This is a genomic window from Amycolatopsis coloradensis (genome assembly GCF_001953865.1).
GTDB classification, from domain to species: domain Bacteria; phylum Actinomycetota; class Actinomycetes; order Mycobacteriales; family Pseudonocardiaceae; genus Amycolatopsis; species Amycolatopsis coloradensis.
Genome location: NZ_MQUQ01000007.1, coordinates 81,898 through 106,870 on the forward strand (window position 1 = coordinate 81,898; position 24,973 = coordinate 106,870).

A 24,973-nucleotide genomic window follows, 5' to 3' on the forward strand; every position below is an offset into this window, starting at 1 on the left:
TGAGCGTGGCGAGCCGCGCAAGGTAGGAGAGGGGTGATTTCCCTCTATGTGCCGGTCGGGCGGTGATCGGCAGGCGCGAAACCATCAGCGTGACCCCGCGCTGTCCCGGCGGCGGACGGGGGAGTGGTCTGGGTGGCGTTGCGGTCGAGCGGGATGAGATGAGGTCTTCGGTGATGCACTCGGTCTCGTCGTCGATCGCGATGCCCGCGGCGCCCGGACGAACTGCGAGAGACTGCCGATCATGCCGCCGGTCCGCTGATAGAGCTTGATCGGCGAGCTCGACCAGCGTGCTGGGTCTGTGCCGATGCAGCGCAGGGGTGGTCTCGGTGCCGTCGAGCGCGGCCGCGCGGATGAGGTAGGAGCGGCTGCTGATCATGCCGCTGGTGCGGTCGTGCAGGTAGTCGGCGTGCTGGAGGAGCATTTCGGGATCGCGGCGGTGCAGCAGCAGGGTTTGCTCAAGCCCCGCGATCAGGGCGGCCCAAGGTCGCCGCGGTTCAGGATGAGCCAGCCCCAGGCTGGATGCTTCGAGTTCAAGGCCACGTCTCGACGTCCCGCTCGCGTCAAGTCTGGATCAAGAAACTCGTGGCGGAGAAGGTCAGTGAGGCTGTTCAACCTGTTCTGGGCGGGTTTGTTGGGGTTGCCCTGGCCCGGTACGTCGACTCCATTTAGGCCTGGGGTCGCCTTCGCTTCGGTGATGGCTGTCTGGCCCGGGGCGGCTCCGAGTTGGTCGTAGAACAGGCCGGCCGCGACGCCCCCACGGAGGTGATGGAGCTCGTGTGGCCGACGCGCGATTTGGTGCCTTTGGGCTATACACCCGATACACCCGATCAGCTTGGTTTGGCTGATTCTGACGGGGCAGCATTCATGCACTATTTTACTGCCACCTAGCGGTGGGTTCCTGCGATCGGGTATGACACCCGCGATCGTTGGCGCCCAACCCTCTGACTTGGGGATTCAGGTCGATTGAGGCCGAGTTTCGGCCTCGATAGTCCCGATCGGGCTGCTGAACTACGCCAAACTGCGAAATCCGGCGTCTCGCGACGCGACCATCACGCCTTTTGACGAGGACGATTTCGCCAGTGCCATCGAGCCGCGGAGGCCGGTTGTAGATGTGCCCGGCGTGAGCCGCGCCAGTCCGACCGGCGGGGCAGGCAGGGATGAGCGCCGCCCGGCCGGTGTGAACCTCGATGGGGTTACGGGGTGGCAGTGATCCGGGGGAGCAGGCTGTCCGCGACGGAACGCCACGCCCTCGCTGTGGCGTGGTTCGGACGAGTCACTGCAAGCAGCTCACCGGACTCGAGCGCGCTCTGTACTGTGCCGTGGCCGCGGCCGACGACTAAATGCGGCATGATCGGGCAGCTGAAGTCGTTGGCCAGCCGGGTCAACTGCGCAGCAGCCTCCTTCGGCAGCGCGCGAGGCCCTACAGGAACCGCGGCGACGACAGCGCCGGCTAAGGTTCCAGAATAGGTGCCGAACTGCTTCACCAGCCGGTTCACGTCGGCGATCACCTGGCCATCGTCCACGAGGTCGTCGCGCTCACCCCTGCCTGTGTCCGTCGAGCCGTCGGCTTCGGGGGTGGAGAAGCTCGGAGCGGGTACGTCATTGGACACCTGGGCCTCGGTAATGCTGACCGTGAGCAGCGTTGCACGCCAGCCGTCCGGGTCCCAATCGGCGCCAAACTGTCCCCGTCCGGAATCCTCGACTGCCTGCAGGAACGGTGCTTGCAGTGTTTGAACCAAGTCCCTGTCCAGCAAGTCGAGGCTGATGCCCCGGTAGTACTCGCGGACCAGCTCAGCGTCGTCCTCGGATTCGAAGTCTTCCGCCAGCGCTTGGAAGGCCAAGTCGAGCGGCTCGCCGGTGTATTCAGTGCGTCGGGCAGCGAGTCGTAGCAGTTCGATCGCGGCTTCGTGCTCACCCTCCGACTCCTCGCAGTAGGCCACGAAGGTTCGGAAGCCTTCGGTGAGCCAGGCGAGCATGGGCGCAGGGTATTGACTGTGGTCACCAGGGGACAGTTGGGGCTCTGTGTAGCGGCTGTCGTAATGTCCCGGGGGATAGGGGAAACAGATGACCACCGCGTCCGCCATATCGGTGGCGAAGGCCGCGTCCGGAGTGGCATTGAGCGGTCCGGTGTCGAGCAGGATCAGGTCTGCGTAGGACTTCGCCGCCTCAAGCGCGTGTCGCCAGCGCTCACCTGGTCCCTGAGGTCCATCGGACGGGCCGGGCACGATCCTGAGTTCGCCTCCGGTTGGCCCCCTATGGAGCACGGCTTCTCCGCGAACCCCGGACCACGGGGCCGGGTCCCGCTCCTGGTTGCGTCCGGCGGTGCTATGGGTGAGCGTCCCTTGCTCGTCCAGGTCCGCGATCAACACCCGAAGGCCTTGCTGTGCCCAGACTGCGGCCGCCTGCAGGAGCAGTGCCGAGCGCCCCAGGCCGCCCTTGCGAGACACGATCGCCACGGTGCGTCCGATCGGGGTGCGCCCGTCTCCATCTGCCAGCAGGTCGGGGTGGGGGCCCGCGATCTGCTGTGGGCTCGGGAACCGGCGGGAGAGGTCGACGAGGTCGGTCTTGCGCCAGAGCGCGATCCGGCGCAGAACTCTGCTCCACGCCAGGATATCTACCGGTGATGACGGGGCCGCGCCGAATTCCGCGTCGGTGAGCTCGTCGTGTGTCCAGCACTCGATCGCCCCGGCGGGGAGTCCGGCGGCGAGTGCGTCGGCGGCGTGGCGCCACGTCCGGGCCCCGTCGACGAGGACGATGTCGCCGTCGTGGCCCAGGCGGTACAGCCGGATCCGGCCACGGGTAAGCGGGACGTATCGCAGGCCGGGCAGGCCGGTGACGCGATACAGAGCCGCCGCCGAACTGTCCTTGGCGGGGAGCGCGCGGGGAAGGATCGCCTCGACCAGGTCGGCGATCCCCAGATCGGTCATCGTGAGGTCGAGGCCGGTCGCGGTCGGTGAAACGGCCGAGATCCCGTACGCGCCGCCGAGGTCAGCCGGGTGGTGCGGCCCTACCGCCGCGGCGGTCAGTGAGAGCACTTCGGCTTCAAACGCTGCTTGCCCGCCGGAGGTGTCCGGAACGAGCGGGCCGCCGCCCTGCTGGCGCTGCTGCACGAGGCGCTGCCGCGCCTGCTGGTGGGATTCCCCGGTGTAGGCCCTGCGCTTGGCAGGAAGACCGAATATGCGTGGCTGAACAGCCATGGCGAATGCCTTCCTCGACACGTCCGCCCGGCTCGGCTGTGTCGAAGTAACGTCTCGACGAACGACATCTGATTCGCAAGGCACGGCGAGCTGTAGCTAGTTCTGCCAGCCTGAGTGCGGGACCCGGTGCCGGGGGGAGCCGCGCTGGCAGGGCCGCCGTCCAGCCCGAGCGAATCATACCGCGCACATACTTTGCCGCTGTTCAACGCCACCTCAGGGGGTCGGCGGTCTGGTTACTCCAGTTCGTCGCTGAGGACGAGCTGCCCGTTCGGTTCGAGCGGGCGGTAGGCGTCGAGCCGGGTGTCGACGTGCTCGGCGAAGACCTAGGGGGTGGGGTTCATGGCCTGGCGGGTGAACGGGCCAGGCTGGACCAGCTGCCGCACGTCGGTGTTCCGTCCTGCGACGCCAACACCGTAGAAGGTGGCCTGCAGCACCGCGTCCTGCTCCGCTGGTTCGCTGGGCAGCAGGCGCGCATCGCCTGTACTGGGTGTAGTCGGCTACGCGGATTCCGGTCTCCCACGTGTTGACCAAGACCACCGCGAGAGCGACCAGCAGCGGCGGCCGCATCCGGGGCACGGACGGGCATTGCAACCGCTGGCGACGAACCCGGCACTACGACTTGTGGTCGCGCTTTCTGGGGGTGGTTAGGTGCGGCATCGTGGCGGGCAGTCCTTGGTGGCTTTGCGTCTCAAGACTGCCGAGTTCGACGTCTCCCGGCAACGCTGACACTCCAGCATTCGGTTGTGCACGCGCGCGCGTTACCTAACGCAACTTCAGTTGCTTACTTGCACCCTGAACGTCACCACCTACGGAAAATGAACCAAGAAAAATTCGTTGCACTGCAGGACGGCGAAGCCGGCCTGTAGTGCCTCGCAGGGAGTTTGAGGGCAGCGTGCCCTCAAGGGGAGAGTGAAGTGGGACAGCTCAGTGGGAGGTCTTCCTGGGGAGACACAGTGGGTAAGTCCAGTGGGAGACCACTGCCTCTCAACGCTCGATTCTAGGCCTCTGACCTGCGATTATGCCCCTGAATACGGCGCTGCCTGTAGTCGCGGTTTTTGGGGGTGGTGATGTCCTGTTTTCAGGGGTTCGTTCGGTCGCGATTTCTCGGGCTGGTTCCGTCCTACTTTTCAGGGGTGGTTCCGTCCCGAAATCTTCGGTGGTTAGGTCCTGGTTTCTGGGGGTGGTTATGTCGCGGTTTCTGGGGGTGGTTTCCGTCGCGCGCGGGCATCGAAAAGCCCGGCCTCGATGTGGTCGAGACCGGGCTGGCGGGGTTCGCACCCGGTGTCTAACGTGCCGCCTGGCGCCTTTCGCCCTCGGTGCCAGTGGACGTCGGGTGACCCGGGGCAGCAGGTCGGAGCAGGCGGAGGCCGCCCCGCGTGTGCGATGTAGCGATCATCCGGGCATCCGTCTCGGCGGCGTCTGCACGGATCCCGGCGCCGCGGCCGGACTGCGGCTTGAGTTCATCCCAGACGGTCTCGGACATGCTGGCGCGGAGTTCGTCGCAGCGCTGCCGAGCCATCGCGCGCTCAGCGACCAATTCGGATGTCATGTGCGGCGCGTCGGGGTGGTTGAGCAGAACTCTCTTGCTTGCCCCGGCCTGGTAGACGCCGTCGACCTTGTCCAGCACTTCGATCACGATCAGGTTCACATCAGCCAGGCGCTTGAGTGCCTTCGAGACGGTGTTCGTGCTACTGCGGAGATCTCGGGCGACGGCCTTGACGCTGAGGATGTGTCCGAATTCGGCGTCTGCCTGGATCGCGAGATAGGTGAGCAGTCCGAACTCGGCGGCGCCTGGAGCATTTGTTGTCAGCGCCCAGAGTATCGCGTCCGAGTTTCGGTCTGCCGGGGCGCTCGCGTCGGGTGACTCATGCGGATTCGTCACGTCGACCTCCGTCCTGGGGCTCGTGGCGGTCGTTGGCCAGTCGAGGAGTGCGAGCTGGCCGGGTTCGTCGGGTGCTGGCATCGGTCCTGGTCCTGGGCTTGTCGTCCGTGTTTCTGGGGGTGGTGTCGTCAACCGCGACAGATGACTCGGTGCTTTTGCCGGACCGGCGGCGATAGGGAGTTCGCGTGCCGGGGCGCGCGGCGAGGATCTCCCGAAGCGTCGTCGCCAGGTCCTTTCGCTCGTCTTCTGTGAGCACCTGCGCGATCGGCAAGATCACTGGCGGTCGGCCGTCGGCGATGTCGACGATAACCATTCCCGCGTCCTCCAACTCTTGGCGCAGTGTTGGTACCGTGACGGGGGAGACGCCTGCGGTCTTCGCGAGCACGGCCGAAGACTCTTCGCACCATGGCGGCCGCGAGCCCCCGTCGTTGTTCTTCGGCTGGAGCTCCAGCACTGCCCCGAAGAGACGCAGCGCTTTGCCGCCGTGCTCTAGATCCGGAAGCCGGTCGAGCAAGTCCGGCGGCAGCTTCACGTACCGTGCCGCGGGCAACACCGTTCGGGCCGAGGCCCGGCCCTGTCCTCGCCTGGTATTGACCACGAACGCCGGCTGCGTTCCCTTCGTGTTCTTGTGCTCCCGCAGCAGCGCCGCCATACCGCGCTTCCACTGAGCGGTCGACAACCCCAGGCGATCGGCGCCGACCTCCCTGCGCATGATCGCGGGCGTGTTCGGCCCCGATCGCCCATCAAGCAGCAGATAGATCAGAAAGGCGTTCGCGTCATGGTTCCGGGAGCCCAACAGGTCGACCGGCATCCGGAGGTGATGCTTCCCGACCAACGACGCCGCACGCAATTGGTCGAGCGGGTTCGGTTTCTCCTCCGCCCGCTCTCGTCGAAGTGGCTGATTCAACTGATCACGTCCTCGTTGAGGCGTGACACCCGACATTGGCCCTGGCGTGTTGTACTCTCGAAACTGAACGAACGGGGTCCAGCGCCAGCATCGCGTATCACGGACTTCGCACCAGGCCGGGAGTGGACGCTCCTGGCCTTTGGTGTTTTCCGGGCTGATCTTCGCACCGCCCTGGCGTCAGCTGTGGTCGGCGCGCCGCGCGCCGAAGCGGATGATTCCCCAGCTGCTCGTCACCAGTACGACCGGACTTTAGGCGGACACCAGGCGATGCCGTCCGGCGATCCGCCGCCGCGCCTCGGCGAAGTCGGCACGCTCCCCGCTCCTAGGGAACGGTTCCCGCCGACGCGCGCCCCAGAGCTGAAGATGTTGTTCGCCAGAATGAGGTCGCCTCGGCCGCTTCCTTGCGCGCATCCACTGCTCTTCCTCGCGCCACCAGGCGTAGACCTCGCGGTCGACCAGCATCCACCGTGCTTGCTCGCCTCGGTAGCCGTGCGTACCGAGGCGCCTCGCCGCTCGTGCAAGTGCTGACGTGTTCAGGGTGGCCGAGCCCGAGCGGGTTTGTCGCACGAGGCCAAACTTTCTCATCGTGGTCAGGTACCGCTCACAGGTCTCCACTGTATAACCACATATACGGCTCAGCGTCGTTGCATTGGCTCCATTTACGCATGCGGCAGCTACTCGAGCACAGTGACGACCAAGACCTCCGACCTTTCGTGGTGCAAAAGCGTCTGCAGCACGGATTCTCAGAGACTCACGAAGGCGGTGCCGTAGATCTTCTCGCACCGGACCCGGGGGGCGGGGTCCTTGTGTCCCACCCTGTTGTTGCTGTTCAGGTGTGGTAGCTGGGGGAAGGAGCTTCCAGGTGGCGGCCCGTGGGCCTACCGCCTCGGCGGTCCGGAGGAGGAAGCCGTCCTTACTGAGGCGGTCGAAGGCGCGGGCGGCGGCGGACTTGCTGATGCCTGCCATGGCCGCAGCGCGGCGGACGTCGAGATCGATCTCGACGCCGCAGGCTTCCAATGCCACGAGGCAGACCGCGTCGAGCACTCCCCGGTCGGCGGGTCCGGATTGGCGGGCCCAGCGAGCGGGGTCCTCGTCGAGCGCTGCCTGAACCGTTGCGACGTACCTGGCCGTTTCTTCCGCGCGGTTGATGGCGTCTTGGGTTGCGGCTGGGGGAAGCTGGGCGGCGTACTCGACGCAGCGGCGCCACTGGCGGCGCAACAACGCAACGGCCTCCTCGCTGCCGCGACGAATCCGTGCCGCTCCAGCGCGAGGATTCGAGCGGGTGCGAGCGTGTTCCAGGCCTGGTGCGCGGTCCAGCAGCGCATGTACCTCCGGCCACGACCACCGGGCGAGGGCCAGTCCTACCAGGACGGTTGCCAGCAGTCCACTGGCCTCGCCGTCGCGGGCGACGGTGTCCAGCGCCGCGCGGGTGCTCGGCGACGGTTCCCGCCGGAGCCCGGCCAGCGCTAGTCCTCCGTTCCGCTGGATGATCTCCCTCGTGGTGAGCGTCGCCGTGGAGCGTTCGTCCGGCGTCGACACGGTGGCGTCCAGTTCTTCGGTGAGTCGTTCGACCACACCAGAGACACCCGACTCGAGCGCGGCGGCCGCCGCGAGGGGAGTGGCGGGGTCCAGCAGCACGGCATGTCCGCCGTCGCGATGCGGAGCGCCCGGGGGCCGGGCAGCCCCGGTGCCCGGATTGCACAGCATCCCGTGGTCGAGGGTCGGCAGCGCTCGCGCCAGGAGCTTGGCGAGCCGTCGCACCGCGAGCGGGGCGGCGCCGCCAGGTCCGGTGGCGAGCCACACGTGGCGGCCGCCACCGGTCCCGGAGGCGGTCACGACGTACCGGACGCCGGCTGTGTCGAGCAGATCGCGAAGGCGCGCCAGGTCGGTCTCGACATCGCCGCGCGTGGTGTCCAGGTCGAAGCACAGCAGCCGGAACTGGCCGGATTCGTCGGCGAGGTAGAGCGCGTAGGGGCCTGGCGGCGGCGCGTCCGGCCAGGGCTGGTGGTCGTACTGGTGCAGCCACGTCGACGTCGTGTCATCCCAGGTGTCAGTTCGCAGCCCGCGGCGCGGACTGATCGCTTCCGCGAGCCGCCAGCAGGCGGCCACGTCGACCGCTGGCACGGCCGGGGTTCGGCTTTCGTTCCTGTCGATGTGCGCAGGTGGGGACGTCATTCCAGAACCCGCCGACCTGCCGCCGCGGCGCTGAGGACGGAAGACATGCACGGCAGGCTGCGGTCGAGGGGTGCGCGGTCAGTGCGCACCGAGGACGGCGACACGCCGAGGCGACGGTTGCCGCCCTCGTCGACGCGCGACGAGCACGGCGCTGCCGAACCCGCGAACGACCTGCGGGGTTTGGTGGTGATCTGCCCCATGCAGGCGGTGTGGCCTGCGGAAATGGGCAGCACAAAGAAGGCGCGCGGAGACACAGAAGCACCGCAGTGCTGGAAAATGCCCCCGGCACCAGGTACCGTAGGCACGACAAAGCCCTTCTTGCGAGGTCGGGCAATTTAGGGCCCCCGGGTGGCACCAGGGGTTCGAGGTGCAACTGATATGACCGGCAAGTCGAGGTCAGTTGCAACCAGGCTTAGAGGCGGCATCTCCTTGAGGTGCCGCCTCGCCGTTGTTTACGACGCCATGCGTTCCTCCTCGGCGAGGCCGAATTCGGCGAGGAGGGCAAGTTCGAGTTCTGCCAGGTCCTCTTTGGTCAGGTTCTTGTCGAAGCTGAGGGCTCGCTCGACCACGTCGCCGAGGCCAACAGTTCGCAGCCCGGCCTCCAAAATTCGGTCGTAGGCAAGCGTTCCCCGCTCACGACGTTCGAGAGCCGCGATCTTCATGGCCACGTGCAGCCGGGCGTCGACGCTGGGACGTTCCGTGCGCGTCTTCGACCCAAGAGCACGCGTTTTGGCGCCAGATTCCTCCCTGGCGAAGCCGAACTCGGCCAGCAGGAGGAATTCAAGTTCTTTCACGTCCTCTTTGGTCACGACGTTGTCGCAGCCAAGGGTTCGTTCCACGACGTTGCCAAGACCTACAGCTCGCAGACCGGCCTCCAGGATCCGGTCGTAGGCAAGCGTTCCCGCCTGGCGGCGTTCGAGAGCGGCGATCTTCATGGCTGCGTGCAGCCGGGCGTCGACGCTGGGACGTTCCGTCGGCGTCTTCGACCCAAGAGCACGCTGTTTCACACCACCGGGCTTCGGCATGGCGGCCACTGTTGTACATAAACGGAACGCGGGCAAGCACCAGGCGTTATTCCGGGCGTGTTGCGCGTGCCGTACGGAGTTCAGGCAAGGAGGCCGGACGCCAGCCGGATCGTCTCGGTGGCGGGACCGGAAGGGGTTCATCGTCCGCTGGTGCCAGCCGATGGCCGCGCTCTCGTCGTGCCAGTACGGCGTTTCCGTTGGATTGCGGTCCTGAAGTGGCGTCTCGGGTAGGTCGGCATCCGCCAACCTGCCCGAGTTCCGGGCGCGGTGTGTCGTTGCGGTCCAACCGCGCAGCGGCGGTGCTTGGGCGGTGAGGACGGATCGTGCTGTCGTCGCCGGGGTCAACGCGCCGTATCGGCGCCCGGGTTGGGAAGGCGATCGCTCCTGGGGTGAACCGGGTCGCCTCGCCACCAGAGTCGCCGGTTGGCTCGACTGCGCGTGGGCCGCGAGCTTATTCATCGGGACTACCTTCGACGTCGAGCTGGCGTTTCCGCCGACGCCGGATCAGCACGCCACGGGTGACGCACGCGATCCCCGCCGCGTACATGACGGCGGCCGCGATCCAGCCCCAGATCATCTACTTCCCCCTGTCCCCGGCGCGACGCTACTTGATCACCGGCTCTTCCATCCAGTGCGGCCGGATCCGGTGACCGCCGCGTGACCGGGGTGCGGATTCTGCCGCCGACCGGCGGGAAGCCCAGTCGTTGAATACTCGATTAACTATGGTTAAACGCGCACTGTAACCGTTTTTCACTCATTTAGCCCAAACATCGTGGAGTTTTGCCCATGATCGTGACTCTAGGTCATCTCTGTGGTTAGGTGACTTCCACGAGGCGAGGACGGATCGGGGGATCCGCTCCACGACACGGCACACGCTCGATGCTGGTTCCACAGGGGGGAGCCGCGACGGCGTCGCGGGCAGTGGTCGTCGTCGCTTCCCGGCTCAGCCGGGTTCGCCGCGAACCGAGGGGGGTTCCTTGAATTCGAGTACGGCCCGAGAAGGCGGGTGGCCGTCGGGCGAAGCCGGTCCGGGTGGGGCCTTGGTGTTCCTGCCCGAGCCGGGTGAATGTGCGGGACGGCTGGATCCCGGCCAGGCGCTGATTCCCGACGTGCTCGCCCGGCGCCTGGACTTCCACGTCCAGCCGTCCGTGTCGCCGTGGGCGATCTCGCCGATGGCCCGCACCGTGTGCGAGCACATCGACTACGAGTCCCTGCACAGTGAGCGGCCGGAGTTGTTCGAGAGGCGCCAGCAGTTCGGCACACCGGCGATCGAGCAGATGTGGGAGGCCAAGCACCTGCTCGCGGAGCTGGGCTATCACCTGTGCCTGGATGTGCAGATCGAAGACGTCGACGGCGAGCTGGCGCTCGTGGTGTTCGGGGCGGGCGTCGTCGGGCGCCTCACGGATCGGGCCTGGGCCGCGGTCGCGGGCATCCTCACGACGGACTCGTCCTCGATCGTGGAACCCGTCGCGGATGTCTCGCGGTTCGCGTCGCCGGTGCGTCCGGCCCGGCCGTCGACCTCGCGGGGCAAACGGAAACTGCCCACGGCGGTCACGCCGCTGGGATGGCAGGTCGGGGACTGGGCGCACACCTGGTGGGGCTACCCGCTTTTCGGCGCGCCCGGTGCGCACGTGGTTCCGGCCGAGTTCGGGCCCGGTGCCCGGAACGTGGCCTGAGAAGTCCTCCGTCGATTCGCGGGCCGGATGCCACGGAATCCGACTGCGTTGCTTGCCGGCTCGTGTCCACGGCAGCTCGGTGTCCACATCGGACGCACGGGTTTGCTCGTCGACTCACGCAGTCACCCGGCCCGCGACTCGACGGTTCCTGGGGAACAGGACGGCTGCTCGTCGCTACAGCACTTCGCGGTCTGCACCTCAGAGATCGCAGCTCCCCGGTAGCGGCATCACAGCAGCCGAACCGGTCTCGCCGCAGTCCCGCCGGATGGGTGTCCTGGGCCGGGACGCGGCGAGACCGGCCTTACCAAGTTCTTCCCTCCGAGCTGGGGGTTCGGAGGGGAACAGACCGGCCGCAGGCGCCGCCTGTGTCCCCAGCGCAGCGGCAACGCCCGGTCGTGCTGGTTCCGCCGCGTGCCCCTCCCGGCCTAGAGCGCGGCGGAACCAGCTGCCCAACCCGGACCAGAGAGGGAACGCGTGACCACGACCCGAACCCACCGCGCCGCCGTGGCATCCGCGTCGTTCGTGGCGGCCCTCGCCCTGCTCGCCGGGTGCAGCTCGCCCGCGGCACCCGCGCCGGCGGGCCCGATCTCGATGCCCCCGGCGGACGCGCGCGGCCCGGTGATCGACACCGACGCGGAGGTCGCCTGGACGAATCGACATCCGGGCTGCATGACGATGAGCGCGGCGGTAGCGGGCGTGGGGAACCAGGTCTTCCGGGTCACCGGCCCGGCCGCGCAGCGGCTGCGCGAGGAGGCCGAGCGCGGCGCGCGGCCCGCCGGGCAACACCTGCGGGTGCGCGGTTACGTCGACACGGCCCAGGACACCGCGGTCTGCGGCCCCTTCCGCGCCTTCGTGCTGACGGAGGTAGTCGCCACCGTGTAATCGCCGGTTCGCGCCACGGAACTCAGCCGGTCCGAATTGTTTCGGACCGGCCAATGGTGCATTCGCATATTGTCGCCGGAATGTGCTTGATGGAAGTATTTGTGATTTGTCCGGAAGGTATTGACTGGGACTTGACCGGCTGCGAAGCTCTGCACCGGGTTGGCGGATAGTGCCAGCTCAGGAGGATCGGCACAGGGGAACGCCGGTCCGCACCGGGGGATAAGGGAAAAGCGATCAGGGGATGACGAGGAATGGCCGTCCGGCTGTGTCCTTGTCACATTCCGCCTTTCTGAGCGTTGTCGCAGGCGCTCGTTCGCGCGATCCGGTGTCACCGATAACGCGTGCTAAGAACACGGGGGAATTACGTATGGCAGTGCGATCAGCCCGCATCGCGGGCGTGATGGCGGGGGCCGCGGTGCTGGCCGGGCTGGCCGCCGTGCCGGTCTCGGCGCAGGTACTCGACGGTCATCCGGGGGAGGCCGACCGCACCGTGGTCGCGGGCAGCCGCCCGGCGTGGGCGACTCCGCAGGCGAAGGTGTCCGGTGTCGACGGCGGGCAGCAGCGGGAGGTGAAGCTTGCGCTCGGCCTGCGGGATCAGGCGGGCGCGCAGCGGCTGGCGAAGGCGGTGACCACACCGGGATCGCCGCAGCACGGGAAGTTCATCGACCAGCGGCAGTTCGTGGAGCGGTTCGGGCCCACCGCCGAGTCCGTGGGCAAGGTGCAGGACTGGCTGCGTGAGCGCGGACTGCAGGTCGGGGAGGTGGCGGCGAACCGGCACTTCGTCACCGCGCGCGGCTCGGTCGATCAGCTGCAGGACACCTTCGGGATCAAGCTCGCGACCTACCGCAAGGGCACGCTGACCCTGGCCGCACCCGAAAGCGAGATCACGCTGCCGAGGGCACTGGGATCGGCGGTCACCGCGGTGCTCGGGCTCGACGACAGCGACCGCGCGGTCACCGCGACCTCGCACCGCGACCGGGTGGACGGGCGCGGCGCGGGAACCCGGCCGCAGGCGGCGGACGAGCCCAACCAGTACTGCGCGCGGTACTGGGGCGAGCAGAACAACACCGCGGTGCCGCAGAAGTATCCGGCCGGGCGGCAGTCCAACGCCAACTGTGGCTACACCGTCCCGCAGGTCCGCGCGATCTACGGGCTGACTGCGGCCAACACCGGCGCGGGGCAGACCGTGGCGGCCACCGGCGTGTACGCGTCGAAGACGATCGTCGCCGACACCAACAGGTGGGCGGCCGAGGTCGGCGGCACCCCGCTGGCGGCCGGGCAGTACGAGAACAACATCGCGCCGGGTGGCCTGCCGACCAACTGCCAGGGCGGCGATGGCGAGCAGGCCTGGAACTTCGAGCAGACCATGGACGTGCAGGCGATCCACGCGACCGCCCCGGCCGCGAAGATCATCTGGTACGCCTCCAAGGACTGCCTGGCCTACGACGGTCTCAACCGCGCGGTCGCCGACAACAAGGCCAGCATCATCTCCAACTCCTGGGCCTCCAGCGCCCGGGACAACGAGGTGTCCCCGGCCACCCGGACCCAGTTCGAGGACATCGCGATCCAGGCCGCGGTGCAGGGCCAGGCGCTGCTGTTCTCCTCCGGTGACACCGGCGACGACTCGATGGGCAGCCGCGCCCCGGGCGTCCGGTTCCCGGTCGCGTCGCCGTGGGTCACCTCCGTTGGCGGGACCACCGTCGCGGTGGACAAGGACAACAAGGTCGTTTTCACCGCCGGGTGGGAGTCGGCCGGGAACACCCTGACCGGCGGCAAGTGGGTTCCGCAGAACGACAAGGACGGGCGGTTCGCCGGTGGCGCCGGCGGCGGTGTCAGCTCGTTCTACGACGCGCCGGACTACCAGCAGGGCGTGGTGCCCTCGTCGGCGAATGGTAAGCGCGCGATCCCGGACATCTCCGCGCTGTCGGACCTCTACACCGGCATGGCGGTCGGCGCGACCGGCAAGCAGGGATACGGGAAGGGCCCGTCGGGTGGCACCTCGCTCGGCTCGCCGCTGACGGCAGGGATCTTCGCCAACGCCCAGCAGGCCCGCGGCGTCACCCGCCTCGGCTTTATGAACGGCGCGCTCTACGACCTGGCTCGCGACACCGCGGCGATCACGGACGTGACCCCGCAGAAGGCCGGGATGTGGACCAACGGCATGGGCGTCCCGACCGGCGTCACCGCACCGACGGGGCCCGGTGACTACCTCGTCGACGTCGACGACAAGCCGCAGTCGATACAGACGGCGAAGGGCTGGGACCGGGTGTCCGGCCTCGGCACCCTGGGCGACCGCTTCGTGGAGCGGTTCGCGAAGTAGCCGGATCACGTTCCCGGGGTGGTGCGGCGGCCGCGCGCCACCGCACCACCCCGGCCAGCCACCACCGCACTGTCCCTGGGGGAGAACACATCGTGGGAAAACACCGCCTGCCCGACCCGGCCGAGGAGGACGGCAGCCGCGGCGTCGACGGCGCCGGCGCCGAGCTCGGCGCTGAGGAGGTCCTCACTCCGACTCCGGCGGGTCCGATCGGCCGGGGCCGTGTCGCCGTCCTGCTGGTGGCATTCGGGGTCCTGGCCGTGGTGACGCTGATCGTGCTCGCCATGGCCTTCTCTGCCCCTGACCCGGCTTCGCCGAGCGGGCCGGTGGACGGAGTGAGTGCCAGCAAGCAGGCCGTCGAGCATGACGTGATCGTGGCGGCGATCGCGGTCAGCGACGAGGACCTGGCGGCACTGCCGCAGCAGTCGACTTTCGCTGATCTGCCCGCCGCGCCCCGGGATCCCGCGCCGGACCAGCCACCCAGCGGGCTGGTGCTGCATCCGCGCGCGACGGTGCCGCTCTACGCGGCGCCCGGCGGCGCGCCGATCGCGGCGCTGCCGCCCACGCAGCTGGGCTCCGACACCTGGGTCCCGGTCGTCGACGAGCGGCCAGGGTGGGCGATGGTGCTGCTCCCGGGCCGCCCAAACGGCGCGGCCGCCTGGCTCTACCGCGACGACCCGCGCCTGGACGAGGCCCGCACCCCGTACCTGCTGCGCCTCGACCGCGCCACCTACCGGCTCGAGCTCGTGCACAACGGGGCGGCGACCCGCGCCTGGACCGTCGGGATCGGGAAACCGGCGGCTCCGACCCCGGCGGGCCGCGCGTTTCTGCTCGCCTCCATCCGCGACACGAAACCCACGTTCAGTCCGATCGTGCTGCCGCTCTCGGCGCACTCGGACACGTTCACCACCTACGGCGGAGGCCCCGGCACGGTCGGGATCCACACCTGGCCGACCGCCGAGGTCTACGGCAAGTCCTCGTCGGACGGATGCATCCGCGTCCCGGCCGACGCCCTGCAGATCATCAGCAGCGAAGTGCCGCTCGGCACGCCGGTGCTGGTCCGTTGAGTCACCACCACATGGTCCGGCCCGCACCGGGGCGGCCGAACAACAAGGGGGAGAAGTGGCCCGTACCAACAACATCAGCCCGCGGGTGATGCTCGCGGCACTCGCGGTGGGTTCCGGTATCGCCGGGCTCGTCGTGCACGGAGCCGAGATGGCGGCGGCGGCCGAGGCGTCCACCGCCTACGGCGTGTCCGCCACCGGCCCGGACCCGCTCGGCGCCCAGCCGTCGGTGAACTCGGCCGGGGAGGTCAAATCCGGCTCAGCCGGGTCGATCCGGTCCAAGACCGGTCTCGTCGTCGCGAGCGGGCTGGCCGTGAAAGCCGGGGCGGGCACCGCCTCGGCCACCGTCGGCAACGTCACCGTGGGCGGGAAGTCGATCGGCGCGGTCTCCACGACCTGCACCAACGGGCGTGCCTCCGCCGGGCGATCCGGCACGGTGAAGCTGTCCGACACCCTGTCGGTCACCTACGGCACCGCCGCCGGCGGCAAGGCCACCGGCGCCACCATCAAGCTCACCGGCGCGGGCGGCAAAGGCGCGACCATCCAGGTCGCCGTCATCTCCTGCGGGACCGGTACGCCGCCGACCAACCCGCCGACCACGCCACCGGAGCCCGGGAAGCCGGCGACCGGCAAGCCCGCGCCGGGCAAGCCGACCACCGGCGCACCAGCACCGGGACAACCGGGTAAGCCGACCGTGGGCAAGAGCGGCACGAAGTCCAAGGGCGAGACGAAGACCGCGCCCAAGCCCGAGCCGAAGCCGGGCCACCACGCCGTGACCGGCTGACCGCAGCCGCCTGGCCAGCGCGGCCTGTCCCTGTCAGGAGACTCGGGCAGGCCGCGCACGGGTTCGGCCGCACGTGCTCCGGCTACGAGGCGGCAGGAATGTCGGCCTCGGCTTCGTGCGTCTCCAGCCTCAACACGCACTCGTTGATGACGTGCTGCAACAGGCCGTTCTCACGCAGCCAGTCAATCATCGCCAGCTGCTGGTCGACCTTGCCCGTGATCGTCGGGTCCGCGTCGGGGTCGAGATATCCCTTCCTGGCGCCGAAGAACTTCTCCAAGGCGCGGAGTATCCGTGCCCTGGGGATGCCGCGCTTCCCGCGCCGGAGATAGCTGACCTGGGCATCGGAGATCCCGATCGCGGCAGCGACCTCTTTGTTGGGGTACTCGACATCGCCGCCGTCAGGGCGGACGGTGCGGAAGAGCTTGTTCAGCTTGCGGGTGAACGCGGCCAACTCGGGGTTCTGCTCGACCTCGGTTGGTGGTGGTGATGTTCCCCCAGAATCGGACATTTCATCATCCCCTTTGGTGTGGCTACCGGCTCTGGAGGGATCCAGGGCGAGCCGGTAGGTGGGTGCCACGCAAGGACAGCTACAGAGAAATACTAGACCCACGAACTCCCCAGTTCCGTCACCGTACGTTACACGACTAGGCCGAACGGGTGGAGTGATCAACGGGGGGTTGGCAAACGTCTCGATTGCCCTAGGGTGGCCAAAGGGGTTAACTGTAGTTAATTACGCTGGTAGGGGAGCCAACGTGGGGGAAAAACGTCGCGCAGCCGACTCTGGCTGCAACTTTTCGTATTGGCGAGCGGTCTCGCGCACTCACCGTGGGTACGGGATGTGCTGCTGACGATCACCGCCAGATGGCGCCACCCGGATGGGTAGTGGCCGACGAGCCAGCCCGGAGACGAAGCCCCGGGCGGCCCGCCGGCGACAGTCGGAACGTCTCAGCTCACCAGCATCGACCCCAGAGCGGCGGCAGGTATGTCAGACCTGCCGCCGCGAGACCCGCTGCGTTCCTGGATGGATCGCGGGCCGGACGGTGCACACCGAGCAGTGAGATGAAAAAAGGGGAGATCACATGTCGCGGTCGCGGGACATAACTGGTGCCTCCTCTGTGTAAGCGAGGGCCCGGAAAGGCCAACTCGAATGGACCTGTCATCAAGGGGGGTTGCAGTCGCAGGCTGTATCAGCCTGATCACATGTCGCGGTCGCGCATGGCCGGGCCTCCTCTCCTGGACGACGTCACGGAAGAGGAAGGACAGGGGCGGAAGGACCGGCTATGCGCCGCGCGGGCAGCGGCCGTCGTGATCGCGTGATTACGAGTCGCGCCGGTAGGGGAGCAGCACAAGGTCACCTCCGCTGCCTATCGGCCCCGAGGCGCGAGGTGAGAGCGGCAGGTCGTGGGTGGCTGCGCCTGTCGCACATCAGGGGGTTAATGAGGATGGGGGATCATAGGGTGTCACGGGCCCGGAACGGGACGGAAGCGCGGTCCGGTGACGATTCGTGTCGGTCGAAGGACCGCCTGCGCTCGCTGAGCGGTCCCACCGTCGCCGCCGTGGTCGTGATCGACCTCGCGGGGCTGGCCGCCATCGCCTACGGCTGGCTCGCCTCCCGAGCCCCGCAGCAACACCATTGGATCCTGTTCGCCCTGTTCGTCGGCGCCGCGCTGACACACATGGCGCTGACCCGGCCGTCGGAAGAGCGCCGGCGTGACGCTCGCCTGGTGCGCGGGAAAGTGGAGTTCGTCGACCAGACCAGCCTGTGGTTCGCCTCGGCCGCCCTGGTGCTGCCGACCACCCTGGCGCTCGGGCTGGTCGTGATCGTGCGAACACGCCGGTACTTCGTCGCCCGCAAACCCCTCGGCCTGTGGACCAGCAGCACCGCGACCGTCGTGCTCGCGGTCGTCGGCGTCGGCATCGCCCGCGATCTCGTCGACGCCCGGACCTGGCTCAGCCACACCATCACCTTCGACACCGCCGCCGGAGGCCGGGCCGTCATCGTCATGACCGTCGCGGTCGCCGTCTACTTCCTCTCCGAAGCCGTCCCGATCGGCATCTACCGCGGCATCCGCTGGAGGAAGTGGCGCCTCGCCGACATGATCGGCACCTGGGAGGACAACAAGCTCCTCCTGCACACCCTGGCACTCGGCATGGCCGCCGCGCTCGTAGCGGTCGCGCTCCCGCTCGGCCTGCTGGTCATCCTGGCCATCGCCGTGCGCGACACCCGCAACATCGGCCGCATCGCGGCACTGGAAACCGAAGGCGAACAGCACCGAACCGACGCCCTGACCGATCCCCTGACCGGCCTGCCGAACCGGCGCGGGTTCACCGCGCTCGCCTCCGCCGCCGTGGAGATCGACCACGCCAACGGCCGCCCCACCGCGATGCTCATGCTCGATCTCGACTACTTCAAGAGATGGAACACCCTGCTCGGTCACCCGGGCGGGGACAAGGTCCTCACAGCGCTGGCGGCGGTGCTGCGCCGAGAGACCCGCGTCGGTGACCTCCTCGCCCGCATGGGCGGTGAGGAAATGGCCGTCGTCCTCCCGGGCACGAACTGGACGACCGCCATCGACGTCGCCGAGCGCATCCGTGCCGCGGTACAGAACCTCGACACCGAGATCATCAAACCCGCCGGTGGTGCCCTGATCAGGCTCGGGCACAACGGAATTCCCCGCTGCACGATCTCCATCGGCATCGCCGCCTCGCCAGAACAAGGCGCCACGCTGACCGAGCTGGAGACCTACAGCGACCAAGCACTCGAGGCCGCCAAAACCAACGGCCGCAACCAGGTCGTCGCACTGGCCATGCTCACGTCCTTGGCGGAGACCACGAACGCACCCGCACCCGCACCTGCGCAACGGCAGAACACGGACGAAGACGCCGTGGGCAAGGCCTTCGCAGAGGAACTGCTGGCCCTCAACGGCCAGTCCCACGTTCGCTGATCAGGAAGGTCCCCGATGCGCGCCGACCGGCGAGCACCGGGGATACCACCCACCGTCGCGGGCCTGGTGCCCCCGACGACGTACATCCTGCCCCCTCACGCGACACGCGCCAGATACCGGGCGCATGCGAACGAACCGCCCGCCACCGCCATACTCGGCACTTCATCAGCCGCGAGTCGCCGACGCCGCGCACGTTGACAGGAGCACCATGCCGGACGAGGACCGACAATTCACCGGCCGCGAGCTGCCGATCCTGATCGCCGCCGAATGTCCCGTCGACACCGACTCCGCTGCGGTGGGCCAGCTCATCGCCGAGGCCGTCACCGCGGTCTCCCCGCCGATGGCCGCGTCCGTCGCGCTGACCACCGAGACCGTCGACCCTCCACAAGACCCGGCGCTACTCGCCGACCTCGACGTCATCGACCCGGGCGGCCGGCACCGCGCGAGCGACCCGCGCCGCCAGCTGGTCTACGCCCTGACCCTGCATGTGAATTCCGACGCCGCCTCCGACGACACCGACGAGCTGATCACCGAGGCCTACGAAGCGATCGCCGTCCAGCTCGACGCCGCGCACCAGGGCGCGGTCACCAGCGCGGTGATGCCGCTCGACCCGGACCGGTACCAGGAGCTCACCAGCCACGCTCTCAAGACCTTCCGTACCCGCACACCACGAAACTGACCCTGCCCCGCCCCAGCACGGCGTTCGTCCGATACACCGTCGTGCGTATTCGGCTGCGATCACCGACGACCGCGAAGACAAGGCGCGACACCGGAGGTCGCCGAGGTTGACATCCCGACGGTGACCCGGCGTCAAGCCTGCTAGGCCTTCTCCGGACCTCCCCCGACCATCTGTCCACTTCGGACTCGCTACGCGATCGACGTATTCGGCGATCTGCACGGTCTGACGAACATAGAACACCAGGGGGAACAGAGCTCGTGGTACCGCGAGCGCCTGCCGCGTCCGGAGGAGCGGTGGCAGCACGCCCACGAAGAGTGGCAGCAGTTCGCCGTCAACGGCGAGCCACTTCCCGAGAAGACCGACGCCAGCGATCAGGATCAAGCGCTCGAACTTCCGGATGCGAGGCGATCGTCGTCCAGCTCGTTGTAGCCGGCGATGCGGTCGCCGGCTCGGTATTGCCGCTCGATCCGGAACGCCCGCTCGCGTTCGACTGAGCGCCACGCTGGATGTTGGTCCACCTGAGACCGCTCGTCCGGCCGGCCGTCCCGCGGTGGCTGTGTCGGCGAAGGGTGCCGGGCCGCCGCGGCGCGATCGGCCGCGACAACCCGGCGAGACAGGGCCTGAGGTTTCTACCCGGCTGTCGGCGAATCTTGTTCCTCAGATCCGACCACGTCTGCCCAGTAGGTGGGCATGGGCGCGTCGATCAGCTGGTCACTGGGGCGGTTCCCGTACCAGAACAAACTGTCCGTCGCGCTATCGGTCTGCCCGGCGTTCCGCGCGGCGCGGTCGGCGAAGTCGAGCCACTCGGTGGCGAGCGTGCTCGCCGCCCACGCGGCGGCCAGCGGCCACCGCAGTGTCGGCACCTCGAGGAAGCTGGCGAACAGCGCCGCACAGGTGCGCGCCCCGTAGTGGCGATTGGCCAGGCTTTCCCCGTCGACCGGCTTCGGACCGCCGTGCGCCGCGAGGTCGGCGCACAAGGTCGCGGCCGCCCCGGGCCGGTCCCACAAGGCGGTGTTGATCCGGCCCCGCAGCAACTGTCGCACCGGTTCCGGGCACCGAGGCCTGATGACCACGTCGTGCAGCAACGTCGCGGCGTTCATCGCGGCGGCGGCGGCGAACGGGACGCCGGCGTCGTCGTACCTGTCCGTGGTGACAAACGTTCTTTCCCGCAGTGCCTCCACCACGCGTGGCTCGGGCGTGGCGGCGTCGGCGAGCAGGGTCACCAGCGCGACCGCGCGGACGGCGTGGCTGTAGGCGAGGTCCTCGATCACGTCGGCGGCCTCGGGCGACGTCCTCATCGCGGGCGTGTCGATCCATTGCGTGGCCCAGATCGAGGGCGCCAACTCCCGCAGGACGTCGGGAGCCGCGAGCGGCCGGACACACGGGAGTGAGCCGGTGTAGGACAGGTCGAAGCCGTTCCTCTTGTGCGCCTTCACCTTCTTCGCTCCTTCCTTCCTCCGGCGGGCAGCGTCAGCGGCGCGCTCATCTCCACCGACCGCGCACCGCGGGTATGGGAAGCCGTCCTCGTGAAACTCGATCTCGTATGTCCCGCAGAAACGGCACTTGAACAGATCGTCGGAACTCTCGTGATCGAACTCGTGCCATCCGAAGTCCGCACTGCGCGCCTGGGGCGTTCCCGTCTGGCCGCGTGAGGACCGTTCCGCTTGCAATGCGTGCAACGCCGCGGTGTGGCTCTCGCCAGTGCGCGCCCGGCGTTGTCCGATGGCTTTTCGCATGTTGCGGCTGGTCATGCCGTCCTCCAGCAGAGCGCCCACGTCACCCCGCGAGGTCAGCAGTCACGGGACTTTCCAAGGCTTCAGCGTCGCGCCTGCGGCCATCAGCCGTCTTGTCCGTCATACCAGAGGCGACGTGGGCGCCTCCGGTCCGGAGAATAGTCAGCGCGAGTGACCACCGGAAATCATAGCTGATCGCGTGATCGCCGGCGCAGGACGCGACACCGATCCGGCGGGAATCGCGCCACGGGTGCAACCGCACCAGGGAATTCCCGAACCAAACAAGCACGCTATCTGACGCAGTGCGATCGATACGGATACAACGCGCCGCCGGGCACACAACGAGGGCCGCACGCGCGGCGGGGCGCCGGAACGGGTCCCCGGAATATTGTTCGCCACCCCGGGGGCGAGGCACATCGGACATGATCACCACAGGCCTCTCTTCCGCTAAAAATGGAAAAACCTAGATTTTCGATCTGATAAACCTAGGTTTGTCAGATCATTTCAAGTACGGTCGGCAGCATGACGAGCGTCGACATCGAGACAAAGACCGTCCTGGCCTGCCCGACCCGGCCCACCATGACCCCTCTGGACAGCGACATCGCGCCGAAAGACCGCTTTCTTGACCTGACCGAATGGGGTCGACTGCGCGAAGCCGCGCGATGCGGTCCTTTCACCAGGTCCGGCGCGTACCGGCCCGGCGACTACGTGACGTTTTCGGCGGTGGCGAACTGCGCCGCTACCGTGCAGATCCTTGAGCCGCAGGGCGGGGGAACCCAGTACCTCTACAGCGATGGCCGCATCGAATCGACCCGGGCAACGTTGAAGGACTGGCGCCCGGCGACAACAGCCGAGATCGAGCACTGGCGCAACGACACTCCCGCCCACCTGCCCGGTAGCGCCGAGAAGAACCAGTTCCCGGCCGACATGCCGGCACCGCACCGGCATACCCAGCGCCTGCTTCACGCCATGCGCGTGGCGTACGAAGCGGTTCTGCACGCGTCACTGGCAAACCTCGCCGACGGCGACGAGGAGACGATGCCCGCGCCGCTGACACTGCGCGACACGCACGTCGCCGTCGAGACCTGCGGGTACGTCGTCGAATCCCTCTCGGAGATCATGGCCACGCTGCGCGTCGCAGCCGGTCCGGACGACCAGCACGTGACGATCGCGGGCACGGAGGAGACCCGTCGCGAACTCCGGTCCCTGCTAGGCAGGTTCGCCGACCTGCTCACCGAAACCGACCCGGCATCTGGTCCGCACGCCGACCCCCGAGCGCTGCGCTGACAGGAGCGAGATCGCGCTCGCGGCGATCACACACCTCACCCATTCCCCGATCGAGATCACGACAAAGGAGGCTTGCAGTGAACCCGACCGAAACCATCGCCACCTATCAGAACAACGGAAGTACCTACTCCATCGACCATCTCGGAATCGCCTGCCCCGACCAGTGGGGCGAATTCGCCGTGTATGAGGGCGAGCAGCAGGTCGCCGAGTTCGCGGTCGCTGCCTCATTGTTCCTGCCCGAACACCGCCCGCCGCTGCCGGGCATCGACGAGCTCACCGAACGGGCGAAGACGGCCGTCGCCGATCAGGATCCCCGATGAGCGCCCATATCACCATCGAACTGGCGCGAGGCACCCCGAGCTTCACAGGCAACCTGTACGCGCTCTGGGTCATCTACGGCCGGGATCCCTTTCATACTGCTGTCCTGCCGGGCCTTCTGATACCGCTGGCTCAGTTGATCACGTCGCCGGTCACACGCGAGGAATGACCGTGCGCCGAGATCTGGGAGTCCACTCGACACGGTCGGCACGGCCTTCTCGGATCTCCACAACCCGTACTGACAGAAAGCGAACCCGCGGTCCGGCGCGCGAGAATTGTCGGTGCTTCCTGTCAAATTCGGCCTGGCCGTTGCGACGGCCAGAGTCCGAGCGTCACACGATCGCCCACGCCGATCGAGATGCGCCACAGGACCAGAGGGGGCTCCGGCTCGCGCGGGCCTGGCGTCGACAACCAGCGCGGCATAGCGTCGCCACCTCGGCGATGCGGACTTTCCCCGACGCGACACCGGCCGACGAGCAGACGCGGGTGGTGATCTGCGGGACCCTGAACGCCGCTCCCGCCCCGCTGCTCTACGAACCGGCGGAAAGCCCCGCCCTGGAGTTGCCTGCGTCCGGCTGCTGCTCGATCGGGTCCTCCGGCACGTTCCGCTTCCCGGAGACCCAGGCTTCTGGGCTATCGATTGACCTTGATCAGCAGTTGCTCGGCACGTCGGCGTGTTCGCGTGCCGAAATCCGGCACCACGGTGGCATCCCGTGGCTCCCCGGCGAGGACGTCGGGCGGCAGGACGTCGTAGTGCTCGCGGTGCTTGCGTGGGCACAGGGACGGCCCCGGAGCCGGATTGGCAGGGCAACAGCCGTCAGGCCCTCATCGTCACGGATGGTCACCTAGATTGCCCTCTAGGCCGAATGGGTGATAGATTAACTAAAGTTAGCCGGGGCGCTGGTATCACTGTCTGCTACCGGGTAGACCTGGTGTACGCCCAGCTTATGGGGGTGTTGACAACTCAGAGTAGCCGTTTGGGTGGCCGTGGGGGATTGAGGATCATGCGGGGCCATGCCAGGCGAACGCGGTTGACTCCGCTGACCTGTTCATCATTCAGGTACCCAGCGTAGTCGAGGATCGAGGTTGGTTGTCCGTGTCGTCCATGAGGGTGGCGCAGGAAGAACACCGCTTCGACCCGCCGCAGGCGCGGGGGCGCCTTCTGGGAAGTCATGTTTCAGGGGGGCCGTTGCCTGGACGGCCCGGCCGGTGATCGGAGGGCACCTCGCCCGCCGCGGCCGGGTCGTCCGGGTACCGGAGACGAGGTGATCTGGGGAGGTCATCTCTGCTGTGTCCAGCACCCAGCGGGTGCTGGAAGGTGACCGGCTCGCCGGTCACCACCGGCCGCCGTAAGGCGGTCTGACCAGAAGAACGAGACCTGTCGTCGTGGCCCATCCGGACGGCAGCGATTCCTCGGCGCACGGCGCCGGGGCACACGGTGTTCGGGGGGACACGTGACGGATGGGCGATCGCGCCCGCTGTTAATCGGCGGCGTTGCCGGCGGCGTGGGAACGTCCACGGTCAGCCGGATCCTGCTCGCGACCGCGACGATCCCGGTGCACGACCTCGGTCTCTACCGGGGCGGCCCGGTCGACCTGCTGATCACCAGCAACACCGCCGCCGCGACCGCCCGGCTCGGCCACGCGCTCGCCGCCTGCCCGCGTGCGCCGGTCCTGATCGTGATGCACACCGTTCCCGGCGGCATCAGCCGCGCGTCGAAATCCCATCTGCGCAGCGCCGAACCGCACCTGGCCGCCAGATTCGAGGTCTTTCACCACCGTCAGTGGCCCGAGCTGGAGAACCCACCCGGGAAAACGGTGCCCAAACCTGTCCTTGACCTCGTCCGCCAGCTCCCGGAAGCGATCCAGCGGATGTACGCCGGACGCGCACCGACGTCGGCGGGCGGTTCCGGTCCACAGCACGCGCTCGCCGCCTCGGCGCCGCCCGGCCGCGCGGTCGCACCAGCCCGGCCCCGCGAATTCCCGCCACGAGCGGGCCCGCCCGCGCCCGCAGGCGGCCATCACGTCCGGCCGCCACACCTTTCCGCGCCGCAGTCAGGGGGGCTCCGGCGCGTCACCGGGGGATAAGTGGGGGAAACGCTC

20 protein-coding genes are annotated in these 24,973 nt (G+C 68.1%); 12 read left to right on the forward strand and 8 right to left on the reverse strand.

From position 1 onward, the window contains the following. Nucleotides 1-1,193: 1,193 nt before the first annotated feature. The 6 genes from BS329_RS15615 to BS329_RS45175 form a co-directional block, all read right to left on the reverse strand. Entirely contained in the window at nucleotides 1,194-3,197 is a 2,004-nt protein-coding gene (locus BS329_RS15615) for a ParA family protein (RefSeq protein WP_076161343.1), read from the reverse strand. 1,285 nt (nucleotides 3,198-4,482) lie between these two features. Next, a complete protein-coding gene (locus tag BS329_RS15620) occupies nucleotides 4,483-5,079 on the reverse strand; it encodes a hypothetical protein (RefSeq protein ID WP_076161346.1) in 597 nt (198 codons plus the stop codon). Next, on the reverse strand, nucleotides 5,063-5,890 hold the full coding sequence (locus BS329_RS15625) for a hypothetical protein (protein WP_143253052.1): 828 nt from the start codon (nucleotides 5,888-5,890) through the stop codon (nucleotides 5,063-5,065). The genes BS329_RS15620 and BS329_RS15625 overlap by 17 nt, the downstream gene beginning before the upstream one ends. Before the next feature lie 345 nt (nucleotides 5,891-6,235). After that, the gene (locus BS329_RS15630; RefSeq protein ID WP_076161351.1) at nucleotides 6,236-8,110 is read right to left on the reverse strand and encodes a hypothetical protein; all 1,875 of its coding nucleotides are present in this window, start codon (nucleotides 8,108-8,110) and stop codon (nucleotides 6,236-6,238) included. Nucleotides 8,111-8,613: 503 nt separating this feature from the next. Then, nucleotides 8,614-9,186, reverse strand: coding sequence for a hypothetical protein (locus BS329_RS15635; RefSeq protein WP_143253053.1), 573 nt, complete (start codon nucleotides 9,184-9,186; stop codon nucleotides 8,614-8,616). Between the two features lie 451 nt (nucleotides 9,187-9,637). Continuing rightward, a complete protein-coding gene (locus BS329_RS45175; protein WP_279628156.1) occupies nucleotides 9,638-9,763 on the reverse strand; it encodes a hypothetical protein in 126 nt (41 codons plus the stop codon). Between the two features lie 400 nt (nucleotides 9,764-10,163). On the opposite strand from BS329_RS45175, the gene BS329_RS15640 reads away from it, so the two are divergent. The 5 genes from BS329_RS15640 (at nucleotide 10,164) to BS329_RS15660 (ending at nucleotide 15,909) form a co-directional block, all read left to right on the forward strand. Next, nucleotides 10,164-10,862 (forward strand): hypothetical protein, encoded by a 699-nt coding sequence (locus BS329_RS15640; protein WP_076161356.1) that lies wholly within the window; start codon nucleotides 10,164-10,166, stop codon nucleotides 10,860-10,862. 474 nt (nucleotides 10,863-11,336) lie between these two features. Then, entirely contained in the window at nucleotides 11,337-11,744 is a 408-nt protein-coding gene (locus BS329_RS15645) for a hypothetical protein (RefSeq protein ID WP_076161358.1), read from the forward strand. Nucleotides 11,745-12,111: 367 nt separating this feature from the next. Then, on the forward strand, nucleotides 12,112-14,064 hold the full coding sequence (locus tag BS329_RS15650; RefSeq protein ID WP_244197171.1) for a S53 family peptidase: 1,953 nt from the start codon (nucleotides 12,112-12,114) through the stop codon (nucleotides 14,062-14,064). A gap of 92 nt (nucleotides 14,065-14,156) precedes the next feature. Continuing rightward, nucleotides 14,157-15,128 (forward strand): L,D-transpeptidase, encoded by a 972-nt coding sequence (locus BS329_RS15655; RefSeq protein WP_244197172.1) that lies wholly within the window; start codon nucleotides 14,157-14,159, stop codon nucleotides 15,126-15,128. A 55-nt stretch (nucleotides 15,129-15,183) separates the two neighbouring features. Then, nucleotides 15,184-15,909: a hypothetical protein gene (locus BS329_RS15660; RefSeq protein WP_076161364.1), complete on the forward strand. Its 726-nt coding sequence runs from the start codon at nucleotides 15,184-15,186 to the stop codon at nucleotides 15,907-15,909. Nucleotides 15,910-15,991: 82 nt separating this feature from the next. On the opposite strand, the gene BS329_RS15665 is transcribed toward BS329_RS15660, so the two are convergent. After that, a complete protein-coding gene (locus BS329_RS15665) occupies nucleotides 15,992-16,417 on the reverse strand; it encodes a helix-turn-helix domain-containing protein (RefSeq protein WP_143253054.1) in 426 nt (141 codons plus the stop codon). A gap of 949 nt (nucleotides 16,418-17,366) precedes the next feature. Here BS329_RS15665 and BS329_RS15670 point away from each other — a divergent pair. Together BS329_RS15670 and BS329_RS15675 are read left to right on the forward strand one after the other, a co-directional pair. Next, the gene (locus tag BS329_RS15670) at nucleotides 17,367-18,854 is read left to right on the forward strand and encodes a GGDEF domain-containing protein (protein WP_076161369.1); all 1,488 of its coding nucleotides are present in this window, start codon (nucleotides 17,367-17,369) and stop codon (nucleotides 18,852-18,854) included. A gap of 208 nt (nucleotides 18,855-19,062) precedes the next feature. Then, complete coding sequence (locus BS329_RS15675) at nucleotides 19,063-19,533, forward strand: hypothetical protein (RefSeq protein WP_076161371.1); 471 nt, start codon at nucleotides 19,063-19,065, stop codon at nucleotides 19,531-19,533. Between the two features lie 629 nt (nucleotides 19,534-20,162). Here BS329_RS15675 and BS329_RS15680 read toward each other — a convergent pair. Continuing rightward, nucleotides 20,163-20,969, reverse strand: a complete 807-nt coding sequence (locus tag BS329_RS15680) for a hypothetical protein (RefSeq protein ID WP_143253055.1) — start codon at nucleotides 20,967-20,969, stop codon at nucleotides 20,163-20,165. 819 nt (nucleotides 20,970-21,788) lie between these two features. Between BS329_RS15680 and BS329_RS15690 the strand changes: the two genes are divergently transcribed. The 5 genes from BS329_RS15690 (at nucleotide 21,789) to BS329_RS15705 (ending at nucleotide 24,958) form a co-directional block, all read left to right on the forward strand. Next, nucleotides 21,789-22,553: a hypothetical protein gene (locus tag BS329_RS15690; RefSeq protein ID WP_076161379.1), complete on the forward strand. Its 765-nt coding sequence runs from the start codon at nucleotides 21,789-21,791 to the stop codon at nucleotides 22,551-22,553. Between the two features lie 77 nt (nucleotides 22,554-22,630). Next, on the forward strand, nucleotides 22,631-22,873 hold the full coding sequence (locus tag BS329_RS15695; RefSeq protein ID WP_076161382.1) for a hypothetical protein: 243 nt from the start codon (nucleotides 22,631-22,633) through the stop codon (nucleotides 22,871-22,873). Continuing rightward, nucleotides 22,870-23,040 (forward strand): hypothetical protein, encoded by a 171-nt coding sequence (locus BS329_RS43365; RefSeq protein WP_158075789.1) that lies wholly within the window; start codon nucleotides 22,870-22,872, stop codon nucleotides 23,038-23,040. Before BS329_RS15695 ends, BS329_RS43365 begins: the two co-directional genes overlap by 4 nt. Nucleotides 23,041-23,312: 272 nt before the next feature. Next, the gene (locus BS329_RS15700; RefSeq protein WP_076161384.1) at nucleotides 23,313-23,720 is read left to right on the forward strand and encodes a hypothetical protein; all 408 of its coding nucleotides are present in this window, start codon (nucleotides 23,313-23,315) and stop codon (nucleotides 23,718-23,720) included. A 656-nt stretch (nucleotides 23,721-24,376) separates the two neighbouring features. Next, nucleotides 24,377-24,958 (forward strand): hypothetical protein, encoded by a 582-nt coding sequence (locus tag BS329_RS15705; RefSeq protein ID WP_076161387.1) that lies wholly within the window; start codon nucleotides 24,377-24,379, stop codon nucleotides 24,956-24,958. The last annotated feature ends 15 nt before the right edge of the window (nucleotides 24,959-24,973 follow it).